Origin of the sequence: Gibbsiella quercinecans, from assembly GCF_002291425.1 — a bacterium.
Taxonomy (GTDB): domain Bacteria; phylum Pseudomonadota; class Gammaproteobacteria; order Enterobacterales; family Enterobacteriaceae; genus Gibbsiella; species Gibbsiella quercinecans.
On the sequence record NZ_CP014136.1, the window covers coordinates 201765 to 219653 of the forward strand.

At 50.4% G+C, this 17889-nt stretch carries 17 protein-coding genes, 1 tRNA gene and 2 pseudogenes; 3 read left to right on the top strand and 17 right to left on the bottom strand.

The genetic code is table 11. The annotated features are described in order from the left end of the window. Positions 1–25 precede the first annotated feature (25 nt). The 9 genes from ACN28Q_RS01035 to ACN28Q_RS01075 all read right to left on the bottom strand — a co-directional run bounded on the left by ACN28Q_RS01035 (position 26) and on the right by ACN28Q_RS01075 (position 6982). A complete protein-coding gene (locus ACN28Q_RS01035) occupies positions 26–577 on the bottom strand; it encodes a glycine zipper 2TM domain-containing protein (RefSeq protein ID WP_183096585.1) in 552 nt (183 codons plus the stop codon). A gap of 367 nt (positions 578–944) precedes the next feature. Beyond that, entirely contained in the window at positions 945–2249 is a 1305-nt protein-coding gene (locus tag ACN28Q_RS01040; protein ID WP_095844632.1) for an NAD(P)/FAD-dependent oxidoreductase, read from the bottom strand. Between the two features lie 331 nt (positions 2250–2580). Further along, entirely contained in the window at positions 2581–3123 is a 543-nt protein-coding gene (gene ycfP, locus ACN28Q_RS01045; RefSeq protein ID WP_095844633.1) for an alpha/beta hydrolase YcfP, read from the bottom strand. Between the two features lie 61 nt (positions 3124–3184). Then, positions 3185–4213, bottom strand: coding sequence for a beta-N-acetylhexosaminidase (nagZ, locus tag ACN28Q_RS01050; protein ID WP_095844634.1), 1029 nt, complete (start codon positions 4211–4213; stop codon positions 3185–3187). A 43-nt stretch (positions 4214–4256) separates the two neighbouring features. Continuing rightward, entirely contained in the window at positions 4257–5105 is an 849-nt protein-coding gene (locus ACN28Q_RS01055) for a phosphotransferase (protein WP_095844635.1), read from the bottom strand. Continuing rightward, positions 5086–5670, bottom strand: a complete 585-nt coding sequence (gene lpoB, locus ACN28Q_RS01060; protein WP_095844636.1) for a penicillin-binding protein activator LpoB — start codon at positions 5668–5670, stop codon at positions 5086–5088. The genes ACN28Q_RS01055 and lpoB overlap by 20 nt, the downstream gene beginning before the upstream one ends. Positions 5671–5697: 27 nt before the next feature. Then, entirely contained in the window at positions 5698–6099 is a 402-nt protein-coding gene (locus ACN28Q_RS01065; protein ID WP_095844637.1) for a YcfL family putative periplasmic lipoprotein, read from the bottom strand. Next, entirely contained in the window at positions 6099–6449 is a 351-nt protein-coding gene (gene hinT / locus ACN28Q_RS01070; RefSeq protein ID WP_095844638.1) for a purine nucleoside phosphoramidase, read from the bottom strand. The genes ACN28Q_RS01065 and hinT overlap by 1 nt, the downstream gene beginning before the upstream one ends. A 155-nt stretch (positions 6450–6604) precedes the next feature. Further along, positions 6605–6982, bottom strand: coding sequence for a winged helix-turn-helix transcriptional regulator (locus tag ACN28Q_RS01075; protein WP_165906995.1), 378 nt, complete (start codon positions 6980–6982; stop codon positions 6605–6607). Positions 6983–7081: 99 nt separating this feature from the next. Here ACN28Q_RS01075 and ACN28Q_RS01080 point away from each other — a divergent pair, with 99 nt between their 5' ends. Further along, the gene (locus tag ACN28Q_RS01080) at positions 7082–7831 is read left to right on the top strand and encodes an SDR family oxidoreductase (protein ID WP_095844640.1); all 750 of its coding nucleotides are present in this window, start codon (positions 7082–7084) and stop codon (positions 7829–7831) included. Between the two features lie 20 nt (positions 7832–7851). On the opposite strand, the gene ACN28Q_RS01085 is transcribed toward ACN28Q_RS01080, so the two are convergent. Continuing rightward, entirely contained in the window at positions 7852–9156 is a 1305-nt protein-coding gene (locus tag ACN28Q_RS01085; protein ID WP_095844641.1) for an Nramp family divalent metal transporter, read from the bottom strand. A 225-nt stretch (positions 9157–9381) separates the two neighbouring features. Here ACN28Q_RS01085 and mntR point away from each other — a divergent pair, with 225 nt between their 5' ends. Together mntR and ACN28Q_RS01095 are read left to right on the top strand one after the other, a co-directional pair. Then, complete coding sequence (gene mntR / locus ACN28Q_RS01090) at positions 9382–9855, top strand: manganese-binding transcriptional regulator MntR (protein ID WP_095844642.1); 474 nt, start codon at positions 9382–9384, stop codon at positions 9853–9855. A gap of 195 nt (positions 9856–10050) precedes the next feature. Then, positions 10051–10140 (top strand) — tRNA-Ser (locus ACN28Q_RS01095). A 76-nt stretch (positions 10141–10216) separates the two neighbouring features. Here ACN28Q_RS01095 and ACN28Q_RS01100 read toward each other — a convergent pair. From ACN28Q_RS01100 to ACN28Q_RS01130, 7 genes and pseudogenes are all read right to left on the bottom strand, one after another. Further along, positions 10217–10451 (bottom strand): annotated as a pseudogene (locus tag ACN28Q_RS01100) (transposase); the annotation flags it as partial. Positions 10452–10992: 541 nt separating this feature from the next. After that, the gene (locus tag ACN28Q_RS01105; protein WP_095844643.1) at positions 10993–11463 is read right to left on the bottom strand and encodes a hypothetical protein; all 471 of its coding nucleotides are present in this window, start codon (positions 11461–11463) and stop codon (positions 10993–10995) included. Positions 11464–12344: 881 nt separating this feature from the next. Continuing rightward, on the bottom strand, positions 12345–12899 hold the full coding sequence (locus ACN28Q_RS01110; RefSeq protein ID WP_095844645.1) for a hypothetical protein: 555 nt from the start codon (positions 12897–12899) through the stop codon (positions 12345–12347). A 770-nt stretch (positions 12900–13669) separates the two neighbouring features. Then, complete coding sequence (locus ACN28Q_RS01115) at positions 13670–14449, bottom strand: ATP-grasp domain-containing protein (protein WP_095844646.1); 780 nt, start codon at positions 14447–14449, stop codon at positions 13670–13672. A 34-nt stretch (positions 14450–14483) separates the two neighbouring features. After that, positions 14484–14935: pseudogene (locus ACN28Q_RS01120) on the bottom strand (transposase); the annotation flags it as partial. A 295-nt stretch (positions 14936–15230) separates the two neighbouring features. Then, positions 15231–16664 carry a PTS glucose transporter subunit IIBC gene (gene ptsG, locus ACN28Q_RS01125; protein WP_095844647.1) on the bottom strand — a complete coding sequence of 478 codons (1434 nt, stop codon included), beginning with the start codon at positions 16662–16664 and terminating at the stop codon, positions 15231–15233. Between the two features lie 436 nt (positions 16665–17100). Then, positions 17101–17877 (bottom strand): metal-dependent hydrolase, encoded by a 777-nt coding sequence (locus tag ACN28Q_RS01130; protein ID WP_095844648.1) that lies wholly within the window; start codon positions 17875–17877, stop codon positions 17101–17103. Positions 17878–17889: the final 12 nt, after the last annotated feature.

The window sequence follows — 17889 nt, forward strand, 5'->3', positions numbered from 1 at the left end:
TTTTATTGCTCTGCGGCTTGCGCAATCACGCCTTATTGTCGTCGCTACGGTTCAGCACCAACTGGCCGCTTCGATCCAGCGGGATCTGGGTACCCGGATCGCGATCCATGCGAATCTTGCCCTGCTGATCGCCAATCTTGTAGGTCACGTCATAGCCCAGCATTTTCTGGGATTTGTCGTAGACCGTTTTACAGCGCTGCTGCACGCTGGAGGTGGTGTCGTTGTTCTGCAACGAACCCTGGATCTGATTACCGGCGTAACCGCCGCCCAATGCGCCCACCACGGTCGCTACGTCACGGCCACGACCACCGCCGAACTGATGACCAATCACCCCACCAGCTACCGCACCCAGCACGGAACCGGCAATGCGGTTTTCATCCTGCACCGGCGCACGGTGCGTCACCGTCACATTGCGGCATTCCTGACGCGGCGTCTTGATGGTCTCTTTGATCGGTGTGGCAGACAATACCTGTGCATATTGCGGACCAGAAGAAAACACATCCATGCTGGCAACCGCAGCAATCCCCAGAGCAGCTGCAATACCAATCCCGATACCGGCTAACATTGACTTGTTCACAGGAAATCCTCCTGAAAGTATTACCACGCATTTTCACCGGGCGTTCTGCGATGGTGCGCCGCGCTTGTTATTTTGCGCATAGGCGGCACACAGAGCCCCGGCTCACGGCGTGCGCGACTCGCCGTCTGTAAACAAAGTGAAGTCTGCACAAGGAACCCCTGGCCCGCAATAAGACTAGGCCACCAAAAATGCGGGAAATCATGCCCCGCCCAGGCATTTAGGATGATTCTTAAGACCATCCCCCATAGCGATGGCATTTTATCCTGCGTTTAAGGCAATTACACACAGATCCCATGGGCATCATACGGGCGAAAAAAAACCCATGCCGCATATGGCATGGGTTGTCTGCTGGCAGCAGTGCAGTGGATCAGTGCATTTTCAGGCGCGGGCGGATCACGCGGTTGATACCGCCCACCAGCATCATCAGGCCAGTTTTGGTGTAGCCGTGCAGCGCAACCTGGTGCATACGATACAGTGAAATATACACAAAGCGCGCGATACGCCCTTCCACCATCATCGAGCCACGCATCAGGTTGCCCATCAGGCTGCCCACGGTGCTAAAGCGCGACAGCGAAACCAGCGAGCCGTGGTCTTTATACACGTAGGATTTCAGCGCCTGGCCGTTCAGCAGCGCCAGGATATTGCTGTAACAGCGTGAAGCCATCTGGTGTGCAGACTGCGCACGCGGTGGCACAAAGCCCCCTTCCGGTTTCGGGCAGGAAGCGCAGTCGCCGATAGCGAAGATGTTCGGATCGCGCGTGGTTTGCAGCGTGGGTTCCACCACCAGTTGGTTGATGCGGTTGGTTTCCAGCCCGCCGATGTCTTTCATGAAGTCCGGCGCTTTAATCCCCGCCGCCCAAACCATCAGATCGGCATCGATAAACTCACCGCCTTTGGTGTTCAGGCCGTTGGCATCGGCGCTGGTGACCATGGTGCCGGTCAGCACACGCACGCCCAGCTTGACCAGTTCCTGATGAGCCGCGCCGGAAATACGCGGCGGCAGCGCAGGCAGAATACGCTCGCCGGCTTCCACCAGCGTGACATTCAGCGAACTGTTATCCAGCCCCTGATAGCCATAGCTGTGCAACTGTTTAACCGCATTGTGCAGTTCTGCTGAAAGCTCCACCCCGGTGGCGCCGCCGCCGACGATGGCAATATTGATTTTTTCACTCTTCTCCGGCTGTGCGGAGAATTTCAGGAACAGATTAAGCATTTCGTTATGGAAACGACGTGCTTGATGCGGGTTGTCGAGGAAGATGCAGTGATCTTTTACGCCCGGCGTGCCGAAATCATTCGAGGTGCTGCCAAGCGCCATCACCAGGATGTCGTAAGGCAACTCACGATCGGGCACCAGCTCTTCGCCGCTTTCATCACAGATTTGCGCCAAGTGCACCGTCTGCTTTTCACGATCGATATTCGTCATGGAGCCCAGTTGGAAGCAAAAATGATGGTTGCGCGCATGAGCAAGGTAGTTCAGCGCATCCACGCCGTCATCGAGCGACCCCGTTGCCACTTCGTGCAGCAGCGGTTTCCACAGGTGGCTATGGTTGCGATCCACCAGTGTAATCTCAGCCTTGTTGCTGCGGCCGAGCTTGTGCCCCAGGCTGGTTGCCAGTTCCAAACCGCCGGCGCCACCGCCCACAATAACGATTTTTTTCTTTGCCGTTGTCAAAATAACCCCCTAAATGTGAACCATTTGTTATCCAAGGGTAAACAAATAATATCCTTAGAATACATAGGGTTCGCGTAAAATAATCCTGCTATTGGAGCAAGAATAACATGCGAGGTTATTTGGTCATACCAAAATTGATGTGCATCAATTTTTTTTGGTTAAAGGCTGGACAGTGAAAATTTCGAGTGATGAATATTCAAATAGTTAGCGCCAGATCACTTTTTTCAATATTTGTGCTGGCACGCAACGTTTTCGTCTGAACGACCATTCTGCCCGCCGCGTTTACCGGTGGATCGCAGGCATCATGGCCGCCGAATAAGTTAAAAATTTGTTAACCCGCGGTCTTGAACGCCTTAATGCGTTGCAGATGCGGCGAGATATTTTTAAATTTATGCGTCTGCTGCTCATCCCACAGGATTTCATAATACTTGTGTAACAGCGCGGCTGAACGTTGATTATCCAGAATTTCATCATGACGCGAAAGCACAACCAGACAGCGATCGCGATTTCTTTCGCGAAAATCACTCACACACTTGGTGGCGATGTCCCGATATTCTTCCGGACGATCAATTTTGCCATGCATGTGTTCTTCCGGATACAGGTTGGGGTTGAACATTACCTGCCGGATACCGCACAAAAAACCGATACGCTCAGCCCAAAAACCCCCCAGGCCGACGCCGCAAATCAACGGCTGGCTATCGCCATCCTGCTGAACCGCCTTATCCACCTCTTTCAGCAGATACTGCATGTCGTGCCGCGGGTGCAACGTACTGTAGCTGATCAAGCGCACATCCGGATCGAGAAACTGTAATTGCAGCACCTTTTCGTGGTTGCCTGGGCTGCTGGAATCGAAGCCATGCAAATAAATAATCATCTGGGAACCTCCTTGCAAGGGGGCACGTCCATGCCCCCGCGTGTTCACGCAATGCTAAAGCTTACGAAGCCGGCCCACTCGCATGCTGTTTGCTTTCTTCCCAACGCTCGCTTAGAGCGCTCAGCGTTTGGTGCGCCTGCTGCCAACGAGCGGAATCCAACAGCTCCTGCCGGGTAAACCGCCCACGATGATATAACCGCTGCAGCTTTTCTACTTTGACCGGGGACAGGTTATCAAGCACGCTTACCGCACCGGCGCGGTTGTTGCACACCAGAATCATATCGCAGCCAGCATCCAGCGCGGCCTGGCCGCGTTCAGCATAGCTGCCCATGATCGCCGCCCCTTCCATAGACAAATCATCAGAGAAAATGATGCCGCCAAAGCCCAGCTCATCGCGCAGGATCTGCTGCAGCCAATACGGCGAGCAGCTCGCAGGCAGCGGATCGGCTTCAGTATAGATGACGTGCGCGGGCATAACAGCATCCAGCAGTTGGCGCTGAATAAGCTCACGAAAAATCGCCATATCATGGCGACGAATCTCCGCCAAAGGCCGCGGATCGCGCGGCGTTTCCTTATGCGAATCCGCGCTGACCGCACCGTGGCCAGGGAAGTGCTTACCCGTGGTGCTCATGCCGGCGCTGTGCATGCCCTGAATGAAATGCTCGGCCAGCGCCAGCGCTTGCTGCGGATCGCTATGGAAAGAACGTTCGCCAATCGCCGCGCTAATATGACCAATATCCAGCACCGGCGCGAAACTGATATCAATATCCTGGGCGATCATCTCTGCGGCCATCAGCCAGCCCGCTTCCTGCGCCAGGCGGCCCGCTTCGGGCATGTCGTTCAGGGCGGCAAAAGACTGCATCGCCGGCAGGCGGGTGAACCCTTCACGGAAACGCTGCACGCGGCCGCCTTCCTGATCCACCGCCACCACCAGCCGCTCGCGCGAGGCGGCGCGGATCTGCCGCACCAGCTCGCGCAGTTGTTCTGCATTATAAAAATTGCGGGTAAACAGGATCAGCCCGCCAACCGATGGGTGCTGTAAAATTTCACGTTCTTCCGCATCCAGCTCATAGCTGGCGACGTCTAGCATTACTGGGCCCACGGCCACCTCACTTCATTATTACGATACAAGGCTATGATAAACAAAAACGCTGGCGCTGCGCCGCGCTCCAGTGCAAAAAGGTGCAATCGCCACTTTGCTGCCAGCGGACTTCAAACCACAACAGCATCAGGTATTCAACCCACGGTTGCCAGCGGCGGATCTGCTGGCGCAACTGCGCCGGCGGGTAGTGATGCGCATAGTGCTGCAAGAAGCGTTGCTGCCGCTCCGGCGACCAGCGGTTACTGTAAAACAGCGCCGCCAGCTCCAGCGCGATATCACCATCGGCGGCGTATTCCCAATCAATCAGGCGCAGCCGTTCGCCATCCAGCACCAGGTTGCCGGGGTGAATATCCATATGCAGCGGCGCCAGGTGCAGCGGCTGCGGCGGCCGGGCGTGCAGGAAACGCTGCTGCAGGCGCAGCCAGCCTGGCGTAACGCGGCGGCGATCGACAAACTGCCAGTAACGGGCAAATTGTTGCTGTAAATTAAGGCGATAGCCGCAGAGCGGGCGGTGATGCAATTGCGCAATACCGGCGGCCAGGCGACCATTATCCGCCAGTTGCGCAAACTGCGCCTCGGTGACAACGTCACCAACCAGCCATTCCACCACCAACCAACGGTGATTTTGCGCCATTACCCTTGGTCCAAGGCCGTTCCCACAGCGGCGCAGCACATTGGCCTCGCGGCGGCGGTTCACGCCAAACACCGTATTGGCCGTCTGTTCCCGGCGGGCCAGCAGTTGCACCCCCTCGCCACTAATTCGCCAGCTTTCATCACTCAGCCCGGCCACCGGGCTGAAACGACAACCGGCGGTTTTCACCGCCGGCAGTTGGGATTGAAGCAGGTGCAGCAACTCAGCTTCAGTTTTTAACGGTGCCATTGCCCGACCAGACAATTTCACCGGTCTGAACCAGCATCAGTTGCATATCCAGCGTTGGCGCTTTGACATCGCCACTGGCATCCGTATACAGCACATACTGCGCCTTCACGATACGTGCCAGGCCAATGGCCTTGCTGCGCGACCCCAGGCTGTCATCCACCGATAGCCCAAGCGTTTGCTTGGCGGTAGCCAGTTGGCTGTCCGGCACAACGCTGAAGGTCGAGTTGGCTGCCAGTGCCTTGTGCAGGGCGCCGGTCGCCTTGCCGGTCGGCAATGCGCCGTTGGTGTTGTTTTTCACGCTATCAAGCAACAGAACGCTACCGGGTTGCACGCCGTCCGCCTGCAGCATCTGGTTAACCAGCGGCTGAACGCTGCCCAACCAGTCGAGCTGCTGGATTTTGGGCGGCTGCGGCACGGGTTGGGTCGTGGGCGGCTGCGGTTGCTCCGGCGGCGGCGTTGGCTGGACCGGCTCAATCGGCGCCGGCTCTTGTTGCTGTGCGGGAGGCTGTAGCTGACAACCGCTTAATATCAAGGCAGCCACCGCTACCCATAAATACTTTTTCATCATCCCTCTCCACTGAAAATAAGGCGCTTACAAGAGTAAATACAGCCGGACGCGTTTAGCATCCAGATTGCCGTTGATGGAGTACACCTCGGCGTCCGAATTGGGCGCGACGGTAATTTCACGCGTTTTTTCAACGGGCAGGATATCCAATCCCTGGGCGTCATACCAATAAAAACGGTAGTGCACCGTCACTGGGGTCGGCTGGCTGTTAGTGAGCACCGAGGTGGCCATCACGCGCCCAGATGCGCCTTTGATGGTTGGCTGGCTGGCAAAAATCCCGGCGACCATGACGGAAGAATCCATCACCACCGTTTGCCGCTCATTAAGCGCGATCGCCGCCGGGTGGCTGCAACCGTTAAGCAGCATAACCGGCATCGCCAGAGCGATGAGCCACGGCTTACGGTTGAAAAGGCGCCGTAGGCTTTTCATCAGCGCGCCAACAGTGGGCCAAGCGCGCGGCCGCCGACCAGGTGCATATGGATGTGGTAGACCTCTTGCCCGGCGTGGCGGTTGCAGTTGATGATCAGGCGGTAGCCGTCCTCGGCAATGCCTTCCTGTTCGGCAATTTTCGCCGCGGCGGTGATCATCCGCCCCAGCGCGGCCTCATGTTCGGCTGTTACATGGTTAACGGTTGGGATCAACAGGTTTGGCACGATCAGAATGTGAGTCGGCGCCTGGGGGGAGATGTCGCGGAAAGCGGTAACCAGTTCATCCTGATAGACTACGTCAGCAGGGATTTCGCGGCGGATAATTTTACTGAAAATCGTTTCTTCGGCCATCTGGCGTTCCTTATGATTGATAAAGAAGACACATGCAGTATGAGTGACAAATTCTCCTGTTTTCAACCTGATTGCACATTTCCCGCGTTGAATGGTGCCAAATCGCACAGTTAGCGCCCATGCCGGCGCCACACCGCGGCAGCAGACAATCGCGCTCATCCCCCATTTAACTGTGCCGTGTGCACACGCATCCAGTCAGCCAGCGAATCAAGCGTCGGCCGCAGCGTTCTGCCCAGTTCGGTAATCTGATACTCAACCCGCGGCGGCACTTCCGGATACACCGTGCGCAACACCAGCCCACGCTGCTCAAATTGCCGTAGCTGGCGCGTCAACTCTTTCTGGGCAATAGGCGCAACCGCCCGTTGCAATACGCCAAAACGAACGGGGCCATCAATAATAATTAGCCGATAAAGAATGGGGATTGCCCATTTCCCAGACAGCAAATTCATAAAATCCACCATCGGACAGGGTTCGCCAATCGCCGGTAGCGCCATTAAATTTTTTTCTTTCGTTAGTGCCGCAGCCTCTGTCATTGCATCCCACCCTCACCCCTTAGTATCCAAATGGTACCTACTATTAAAAAGATACTATAGCGCAAATAATCGTGCGACGTTCAACCAGAGGAAAGCGCCATGACACGATTGCAAGGCAAGTATGCACTGATTACCGGCGGCACCAGCGGCATCGGGCTGGAAACGGCACGCCAATTTGTACGCGAGGGTGCGACCGTCGCCATTACCGGGCGCAACCCGGCAGGACTTACCGCCGCAGGCGAGGAATTGGGGAAGCTTCTGCTGCTCCATAGCGATGCCGGAGATGTCGCCGGGCAGAGCGATATTGCGCGGCAGTTGGCACAGCGTTGGCCGCGGCTGGACGTCCTGTTCGTTAATGCCGGCGACGTTACTCATCGCCCACTGGCCGATTGGGATCAACAGAGCTATGACCGCCTGATGGAGACTAACCTCAAAGGGCCATTTTTCCTGATTAAGGCCCTTCTCCCTCTGTTAGCCAACCCTGCATCTATTATTCTGTGCGGTTCAGTCAGCGCCCATATCGGCCTGCCGCAAAGCAGTGCCTATGCCGCCAGCAAGGCTGGGCTATTGTCTTTAGCCCGCACACTGTCCGGCGAGTTGCACCACCGTGGCATCCGCATTAATGGCCTTAGCCCTGGGCCGACCGATACGCCGGCATTCAACAAATTGGGGGTTGCCGATGCCGTTCAACAGCAAACAATGAAAGATGGCATCCGCGCCCTGGTGCCGATTGGCCGTATGGGCACGCCGCTTGAGCTGGCGCAAGCGGCAGTATTTCTTGCTTCGGATGAATCAGCATTTATGGTAGGCGCGGAATTGCAGATGGATGGCGGCATGGGCAACCTATAACCCGGGCACGCCCAGGGCGCCTAACGCAGCCCTGGGATCCCCACGCCGAAGGTTTGCAGCAGCAGGATCGCATTGAGCAAAATGATCACCACGGTGCCGATCACCGAGATCAGGCTGGTCAGGCGGCCATTAGCGAATGGCCCCATGATGTCGCGCCGGCGGGTGAACATCACCAAGGCAATCATCGGCGCAGGCAGGGCCAGGCTCAATACCACCTGGCTGTATACCAGCGCATCGGTGACATTAACGCCCATCGCTACCACCACAAAGGCCGGCAGCATAGTCACCAGGCGGCGCAGCCATATTGGAATATGAAAACCCACGAAGCCCTGCATGATCATTTGCCCGGCCATGGTGCCGACAACCGAGCTTGAAATCCCCGAAGCGATCAACGACATCAGGAACACGCCTGCGGCGCCAATGCCCAACAGCGGCGTCAGCGTGTGGTAGGCAGTGCCAATTTCGGCCACCTCGCTGTGCCCTTCATGAAATGCGCTGGAGGCCATGATCACCATCGCAATGTTCACCATGCCGGCAATCGCCAGGGCTACCACGACTTCAATATTGGAAAAACGCAGCAGTTTACGCCGTTCGTTGTCGTTGCTGGCCATGGTCCGGTGTTGTGTCAGGCCCGAGTGCAAAAAGATGGCATGGGGCATCACCGTGGCACCGATAATCCCGACGGCAATGGTCAGCGCCTGCGCATCCGGTATCTGTACCTTTACCATTCCGATGCCGGCCGCCGCCCAGTCGACCGGGACAATAAACATCTCGATCAGATAGCACAGCGCGATCACCCCTACCAGAGCGCCAATCACCAGTTCAATCGGGCGGAAGCCTTTTTTCTCGACCAGCAACAACGCATAGGTAATTACCGCCGTCACGCCCATGCCCACCAGCAACGGCATATGGAACAGCAACGCCAACGCTATCGCGCCACCAAGGAATTCGGCCAGATCCGTCGCCATCGCAGCGACCTCACTCAGCCCCCACATGCCGATCACCACCGGGCGGGAAAACTGATCGCGGCACATTTCCGCCAGATTGCGCTGGGTGACGATGCCAAGCTTGGCGGACAGCGCCTGAAACAGCATCGCGATCAGGTTCGCCATCACCACCACCCACAGCAGGCTATAGCCATAACGGGAGCCGGCCTGAATATTGGTTGCGAAGTTACCCGGATCCATATAGGCGATCGACGCCACCACCGCTGGCCCGGCAAACAGGAACGGCGTCAGCAGCCCCTTACTACGGCCGGCAAGCGCGTTGCCGATCGCAATATTGGTGCGTTCAGTTAATGAGGGTTCGGGTGTTACTTGCCGCATGGGTTAATCGTCCTGTCACGTTGATGGTGACTACGTGCACCACACAGCAAAATGTAGCACTGGCTACACTTCATGCAACGAAGAAACTAAGCTGGCTTTGTATATAAATATTTCTGACGCCCGCTTTCGCGGGATATCGAATTGATAAGCCGTGTACTTTGGTCTACCGTAACGCTAATCCCTTTACTCTGGGGCCGCTAAGTTTTGCATACAGGATGCGTTGACATGGTAGCCAGCATACCGGATGAAACAGAATCGCCCATTGATGCGGCAGAAATGCCGGATGAGGCCGCACAGGCGCTCCGCTTTACCCGTGCGCGTGAAGCGCAGGCCAATGTGCTGATTGAAGACTATGTCGAATTGATCGACGACTTGCTCTCTACCCAGCGCGAAGCGCGCACCACCGACATCGCCAAGCGGTTTGGCGTCTCTCACCCGACCGCCATTAAAAATATCGCTCGGTTGAAAAACGCCGGCCTGGTTGAATCGCGCCCCTACCGCGGCATTTTTCTTACCACCGAGGGGACGCTGCTGGCGCAAAAGGTACGCCACCGCCACCGGGTGGTGATTGAGCTGCTGATGAAGCTGGGCGTGCCGGGCGCGACCGCCGAGCTGGACAGCGAAGGAATTGAACATCATATCTCTGACGAAACGCTGGCGGTGTTTGAGCGTTTTTTACAGCATGATGGGCCTGGCTGACGCCTGGCTTTTTATGATGTATGGCCGCGTTTTTTTGCTTTCCTGATCCCTCGCCGGAGCAAGTTCCGTTGCGCTTTCCAGCAAAGCGAACATTGCTTAACCAGATGATGAAAAACAGAGAAATTGTTCTTGACCCATTCCGCCTGACTCCATATAGTAGCGCCCCGTTGCACTGATGAGTACGCAACGAAAAACGGTGAGGTGTCCGAGTGGCTGAAGGAGCACGCCTGGAAAGTGTGTATACGCGAAAGCGTATCGAGGGTTCGAATCCCTCCCTCACCGCCATATTCAAAGAAAAAGCCTGAACGCAAATTCAGGCTTTTTTCGTTTATATTGTGCATACCGGGAGGGTGAGAACCCACTCAGCCTTAATTCGTTCTTCCGCATACATCTTTTTGAGACGACGACCCTCGTCTTCCAGTTCTTTCAGGCGAGTCATAAGCGACGTATCCATCCCGCCGAATTTAGTCCGCCACTTGTAAAAACTGGCGCTACTAATGCCACGACTCCCGGCACAGTTCAGGCACGGGTGTTCCTGCCCCGGTCTGCTCGAAGATGGCGATGATCTGGCTGCCGGTAAAACGTGATTTTTTCATAGCGAATCTCCTGCGCTCAGATTACGAGAAAATTCTACTTATAAACACTCCGCTTTTTCGGAGGGAGTACCCAATTATAGAAAGAAGTGATGATGAAATCGTTGCTATGGACATAAAACAATGAAAAGAAGCAGCGCTGGAGTTTCAACGTACTGTTCAATATAGTCTTGAAAAGCTCTTTTATATTTGATCAGAGTTTGAGAGCAAGAATGAGATTATACCTCGCTATAAAACGCATATGTAAGCTATATTTATAATAAAATCATGTAGTAATGTTATTAACTGTATTGGTTTAAACCTTATAATACGGTCTTAGATTTTAAATAAATCGTTTCAGTCATGGGGATTAGATATTGCAGTATGTCAGCCAAGTATCTCCCTAACGAACCATTAAATAGCTAAAAATACTTTCAATAATCAGCTCGTGAAATAAAAGTTTATTAGTTTGGTCAACGCTACATATTAGGAACATCACATTTAAAATATAATTCTCTTATTGAAATAACTAATTTTAAACATCAGAGACTATAAAGATAAAATTTTAACAGGGCTGTCCATTGAACGTATAAGTGCAGCAGTCACATAATACTGGTATGTCAGATGCCTTTAAATCCGGAGAAACTTTTCTCAAGAAACCATCCTCATCAACATACAGCCCATTGTAATAGCTGGATTGACCACAGAGGACAAAATCTCTTCGGTCTTCTGCATGTAGAGCAACCAGCCAGAAGATCGGCTCAGGCTTATCCAGCCGTCGAATCGCTTCACTATAAACGAGGTCCCATTTTTCATCGATTTTACTTAGTAAAAACATAAATAATGGGGTGTAATCAAGACCACGTTTTTGTTTACTTGACATAGACTGAAAATGTGGTTGATCTCCTTGAATTAATTTATTCTTATGTCGCTTCCAACGATACTCACCACCATGTAGGTGCTGTACATTATATGTAGCCGTATTTACGGAACGATAAAGTTTATTTTTTATATACCTTTTCCTATGATTTCCCATGCTTATCTATTTTCACCTTTATTTAGAAGTTAAAAAATAGTAGCATTTTGTTAATTTTAATGCAATAAGCTAATGATCTTTGCAGTTGGTTTCTAATATTAGAATTAAATATCATGCTCAGGCTTGTCAAAAAAATCTGATTTCAGAACAAAGAACCGCACTAAATAAACTATACAAAACCAGCATGGCTATGTGCGTGTGATATATTATTTTAAAGCGGACATGACTTTTCTTTTTAAAAGTATATTAACTCTGTAACATCATCGCCCATAGAAAAGTAATCCTCATCACTTGACTCAAAGCCCTTTACTTACAACGTTCTCGTTATATGTTATAATATTTATGGTTTTACATTATTAAGGTGATTATGTGACTTTTATATATTATCTAAGACATTGTTTGTGGGGCTTAGTCGGTTGTGGATATTTGGTTTACAACATTTTGACCGATTTATTTCGTGGCAACATATATCATTCTTATATTTCTTATATGCCTTATGTTGCAACATACCTGACGATTGGTGCTATAACATATCCATTTGCATATTATGCTGTAGAAAAATTATTGCTAAAAATAATACCCCATAAAGTGTGGAAAAAAGGATTTAGTGATATTGGCTCATCAAAAAATCTCTTCTTGTTTGTTTATATGTTTTGTATTGTATTTAACACCCCTCTCCTTGCACTATATATGTGCATGTCAAAGAACCTAAAAAACAGACAATATGATTAGTAACATGACTATTAAAATCCGATTGAATACCTTATCGTATTTCACTCCTTTTATTGCCAGTGAATATAAACTATTTATTCTAAAAAATCAGATCAGATTTTTTACATCAGATGTATTAGAACTGACCTGTTCTTGCAATTGACAATTGTTTATAAACATTCTTTTGAATCAGTCACTGGAATTGGGTATTTCAGGTCGATTTGAGGCGCGTCAGCCAGTTGTCTGCCAGATCGAGCCATCAAATACCCTGCAATCTCTTCGGTACTCAGATCTACATGTAACATATCAGGTTTATTAAACCAATAATTTGGCCAGAAAATAAGATCGGATGGATTGCCATGAAAATTTTTTTCGAGTAACGAAAGAACAAAATTTTGCTCTGATTCTCTTGATTTCGGATCGCGCACAAAATTGATCGTCTGAAGTAATTCGTCCCAAGTGAAATCCTCGTAGAACTTTTCCAAGTTAAAAGCTATACGGGTAAATTCATGTGCATCAGTCCATGAGGAAAAGTCCCTGAAATCTGAAAACGCATATGGACATGCTACTTGGCTATTCCAATTATCCATCATTTCCTTTAATAAAGGATCTTCTTCACTTGCACCGCCATCAATACTCGCAAGTATCTGCTCAGCTTTCTTTGCCAGTTCTTTAATTTTTTTGTTGTTAACTTTAACTGGTCTCATCCGTTCGGGTATTGGCATTGTTTCAATCCTTAAATATATAATAGTCCAGATAATACAGCCACACATTCATAATAACAACATTATTGAATAACATAATGTATGTGACTGATTTTCACCATAATATTAGCGAAGGTTATTGCCCTAATGAATGTTTATATCGTTGACAGCCTTCCTTATGCCCATTCTTACATGCCAGCCCATACCAAGTTCTCGCTTGCTCTGGGTTTATTCTTCCCCCTTCACTCAGGGCATCCTTATAATAAATTAAAAATTTATTATAAGGATGCAAACAAAACCGCATACCAACATTTTAATTTTCTTTCTTGATATAACATCCATTATATTTATTACTACGTATCATACAATTTAATTATAAAAAGGATACCATTCAAATAATATCAATTGTTTTATCATCAAAATCTGATAACAATGAGTAGCCATTTTCATCTAGATTATTAAATACATCCAAAATTCCATTATTCGTATAGATCAAGAAATGGATGAATACTTCTATTTTTTTAGTTCCAATGATTAAGTAATCCATAATTCATCAAATTTAGACCATGCAATAGAAATAGCCTCACCGCCTTCAAAATAGATTCTAATGGGTAAATCATTCCAAGATTTCCACCCATCCAAATAAACCTCAGCTGTTTCATATTTGATGTTTTTTACCAACCACTCTAGAAAAATAAGTTTTTATATTGTTAAGTTTGTTCATTTCTTTGAGCCGAACCCCTTAAAAATCATAAAACAAACTTATATTAAAACATATATTTTCCACACAATCAGGTGCTTGCAATCATTTTAATAAATTTTTTGATGTCCCATTCTTTAATATCTGAAACTTGCCCATCTCCGATTTCAATCAAGCGAAGATTGGATGAACTCGTCTCAACCATATCTATTGAGAAAAAAGGAGACCGTATATGTTTCGCTATTTCGTGAACAATAGCAGGGATGATATTATCAGAAGAGTAGACTGTTCCATAGAATGAAAAATATCTTCGCTCAGTTTCAGATCTCAAATCCTCAACCTTTCTAAGTGCGACCCCACCCTCTATTTCACCACGATATTGCCTAATGTATCTCAATACTTCTCGTATTTCTTCAGCATTTTTTGCTATCGAACCACGTGATGTAGTAAGCGATTTAACATGGTCTTTAACAAAATACGAATCCCAATTTAATTGGGTTGTTATTTCTTCAAGATCATCACTTTCTTTCAGGAATATAGTTTCTGGTGTATAATCACGACACAAATCGTACCACCCCGTAATATAGTGGCAAGAAGCGTAATCATCAGGAGAGATCAGCATGCCTGCGCTATTACTGCTAACAGCGTTATACAATGCTCGATATTCTTTCTGTTTAAGCATCCAACCTCGCCAAATCACAGGTTCATGAGCCTCAAGACTTCCTGAAAGCTTAATTTTACTATCTAATAAATGCTTTGACGATAATAGAACACATTTCAACCCATATTGCCTTGCGCAATTGAATTCATCCTCATAGTTTTCATCAGCTTTATTCAGATAATAATAATCACTCGGGTAAATTATTTGCATAATAACTATCCTTTTCCTGATATTTATCCATGTAAAACTTCATATTTCGCTGGCTGTCGGTAATACACAATAACCACTCTGCAATCTGATGATTTTCCTCATCAAATTTCGGCTTATAGCGGTAACAACTTTCACTGACTGAAAATATCTGACAGGCAACACGAATACTGATTTTTCTGTTTCCACGGCGCCTTTTGTCATCTGCCGACGTTCAGATGGCTTTACCACTTTTTTTGCATGGCTTCCTGAATTCTCTCAGCCTTAATTCGTTCTTCCGCATACATCTTTTTGAGACGACGATCCTCGTCTTCCAGTTCTTTCAAGCGAGTCATAAGCGACGTATCCATACCGCCGAATTTAGTCCCCACTTGTGAAAACTGGCGCTACTGATGCCATGTTCCCGGCACAGTTTAGGCACGGGAGTTCTGCCTCGCTCTGCTTGAGGATGGCGATGATCTGGCTGTCGGTAAAACGTGATGTTTTCATAGCGAATCTCCTGCGCTTAGATTACGAGAAAATTTTACTTATGAACACTGCGCTTTTTCGGGGGGATTACCAGGTTTTTTTGCTCACGGGGATTTCCTCACTTGCCGCCTCGATGCATCTTGAATGATTTTGTGTATAAAAAGCGGATGAAACAAGCATATTTCACACCACTGGCGAGGAAGTAAACATACTCAGGGAACTCGGTTTGTGATCGTATGCTGTCCGAACCGCACTGAATCAAGCGCCGCTATAAAAAAAGGAGGCTTTCGCCTCCCTTTAAAAATGATAACCGAAATCAGTTATTGCGGATGTAATCATCCATATCGGTTTTCAAGTTATCAGATTTGGTACCGAAGATAGCCTGAACGCCAGAGCCAGCAACAACCACACCGGCCGCGCCCAGTTTCTTCAGGCCAGCCTGGTCAACCTTGGACACATCGGCCACGCTAACGCGCAGGCGAGTGATACAGGCATCCAGGTTGGTGATGTTTTCTTTACCACCAAACGCTTCAACCAGCGCAGCGGACATCTCGGTGCTGCCCTGTACTACCTGATCGGAAGAGCTGTCTTCGCGGCCAGGGGTTTTCAGATCCAGTTTAGCGATCAGCACGCGGAAGATGGTGTAGTACACCAGGCCGTAGATAACGCCAACGATTGGGAACAGCCAGATTTTGCTGCTGTTGCCACTCAGAACGATAAAGTCGATCAGGCCATGAGAGAAGCTGGTGCCGTCACGCATACCCAATAGGATACAGATTGGGAATGCCAGACCGGCCAGAATCGCATGGATGCCATACAGGATCGGTGCGACGAACATGAAGGAGAACTCGATCGGTTCGGTAATACCGGTCAGGAACGAGGTCAACGCCGCGGAGATCATGATACCGCCGACTTTTGCACGGTTTTCCGGCTTGGCTGAATGCCAGATGGCAATTGCCGCAGCAGGCAGGCCGTACATTTTGAACAGGAAGCCGCCAGACAGTTTACCTGCCGTTGGATCGCCTGCCATATAACGTGGGATATCGCCGTGGAACACTTGGCCAGCCGCGTTGGTGAACTCACCAATCTGCATTTGGAACGGTACGTTCCAGATGTGGTGCAGACCAAACGGCACCAGAGAACGCTCGATCAAACCATACAGGCCAAAGGCAACAACCGGGTTCTGGTATGCAGCCCACTGGGAGAAGGTTTGGATCGCGGTACCGACGGGTGGCCAGATGAAGGACAGGATCAGGCCCATGATAATCGCGGCCAGGCCGGAGATAATCGGCACGAAACGCTTACCGGCAAAGAACCCGAGGTATTCCGGCAATTGGATGCGGAAGAAGCGGTTAAACATATAGGCCGCAATGGCACCCGAGATAATCCCCCCGAGCACACCGGTATCCGCCAGGTGCTTGGCCGTGATTTCTTCGGCCGGCATATGCAGAACCAGCGGTGCAACAACGGCCATGGTTTTCACCATGATACCGTAAGCCACAACGGCGGCCAGTGCAGACACACCGTCGTTATTGGTAAAGCCGAGCGCCACGCCGATAGCAAAAATAAGCGGCATATTGGCGAACACCGAACCACCGGCTTCCGCCATCACATGGGAGACTACCGCTGGTAGCCAGCTAAAGTTGGCGGAACCGACACCCAGCAGAATACCTGCGATGGGCAGTACGGATACCGGCAGCATTAGCGATTTACCTACTTTTTGCAGGTTTGCAAATGCGTTCTTAAACATAGTTGAGTGTGCTCCTGAGTAATAATGCTTTGCGATTTCTCGCGATTTTTCGCGCAACCAGAGATGACTAACCTCCCCAACGACGCAGGGTGTCTGAGCACCCCTTTAATTTTTACGCAGCGTAAAATAAATAGCCTGCATAATGTTTGATGACTGTCACGTTTCAATGAATCAGCACGTTCATTTTTCACAATTTCAGCTCGTTATCAGAAACTGAACGGGAAAAGCGCCTTTCACGCGCGCTAAAACGGGTGCAAACATTACCTGTTTCGATCATTAATTACGAGCTTAAAAAAAATTCCGCCCACCGTCCCCACCCGTTACCTGTCCATGCCGCGCCGGCGCCAAACGCGCAACAGCGGCCCAGTGGCGAAAACGGCCAACGGCCCTGCCGCGCAACATCGCAAAATGGCGCGGGCAAAGCCAGCGAACAGGATTACAGCTTAATGTGAAATAAGTGTGAAAAGTTGGCGGTGGTGGCCTCGGCCAGTTGCTCCAGGCTCACGCCTTTCAACACGGCGAGATATTCGGCAACGTCGCGCACATAGGCAGGCTGGTTCTCCTTGCCGCGGTGTGGAACCGGCGCCAGATAGGGGGAATCGGTTTCCACCAGCAAGCGATCCAGCGGAACGTAACGCGCCACGTCACGCAACTGCTCGGCGTTGCGGAACGTCACAATGCCAGAGAACGAGATATAAAATCCCATATCCAGCAACACCTGCGCAGTGGGAAGATCTTCAGTAAAGCAGTGCAGCACCCCGCGGCAATCCTGGGCGTTTTCCTCACGCAGGATGTTCAAGGTGTCTTCGCGCGCATCGCGGGTGTGCACAATCACCGGCTTATTCAACGCCCGCCCCACGCGGATATGCTCGCGGAAAGATTCCTGCTGCAACGCCCAGTTATCTTTCTGATAAAAATAATCCAGCCCGGTTTCACCCAGCGCCACCACCTGATCTGCCGCCGCCAGGCGGCGCAGTTCCGCATAGTCGTAACCGCCTTCCAGATTGAGCGGGTGCACACCGCAAGAAAAAGCGACGTTGTCACGTTTGCCGATCAGCTGTGTCATCGCCTGGTAGCCAGGCAATGTTGTCGCCACCGCCAGCAGATAGCCGACGTCACGCGCCTGCGCTTTAGCCAGCACGTCATCCACGTTTTGGTGCAACGTGTCATAATCCAGGCCATCCAGGTGACAATGTGAATCTACTAACAACATAATTTTCAGCTC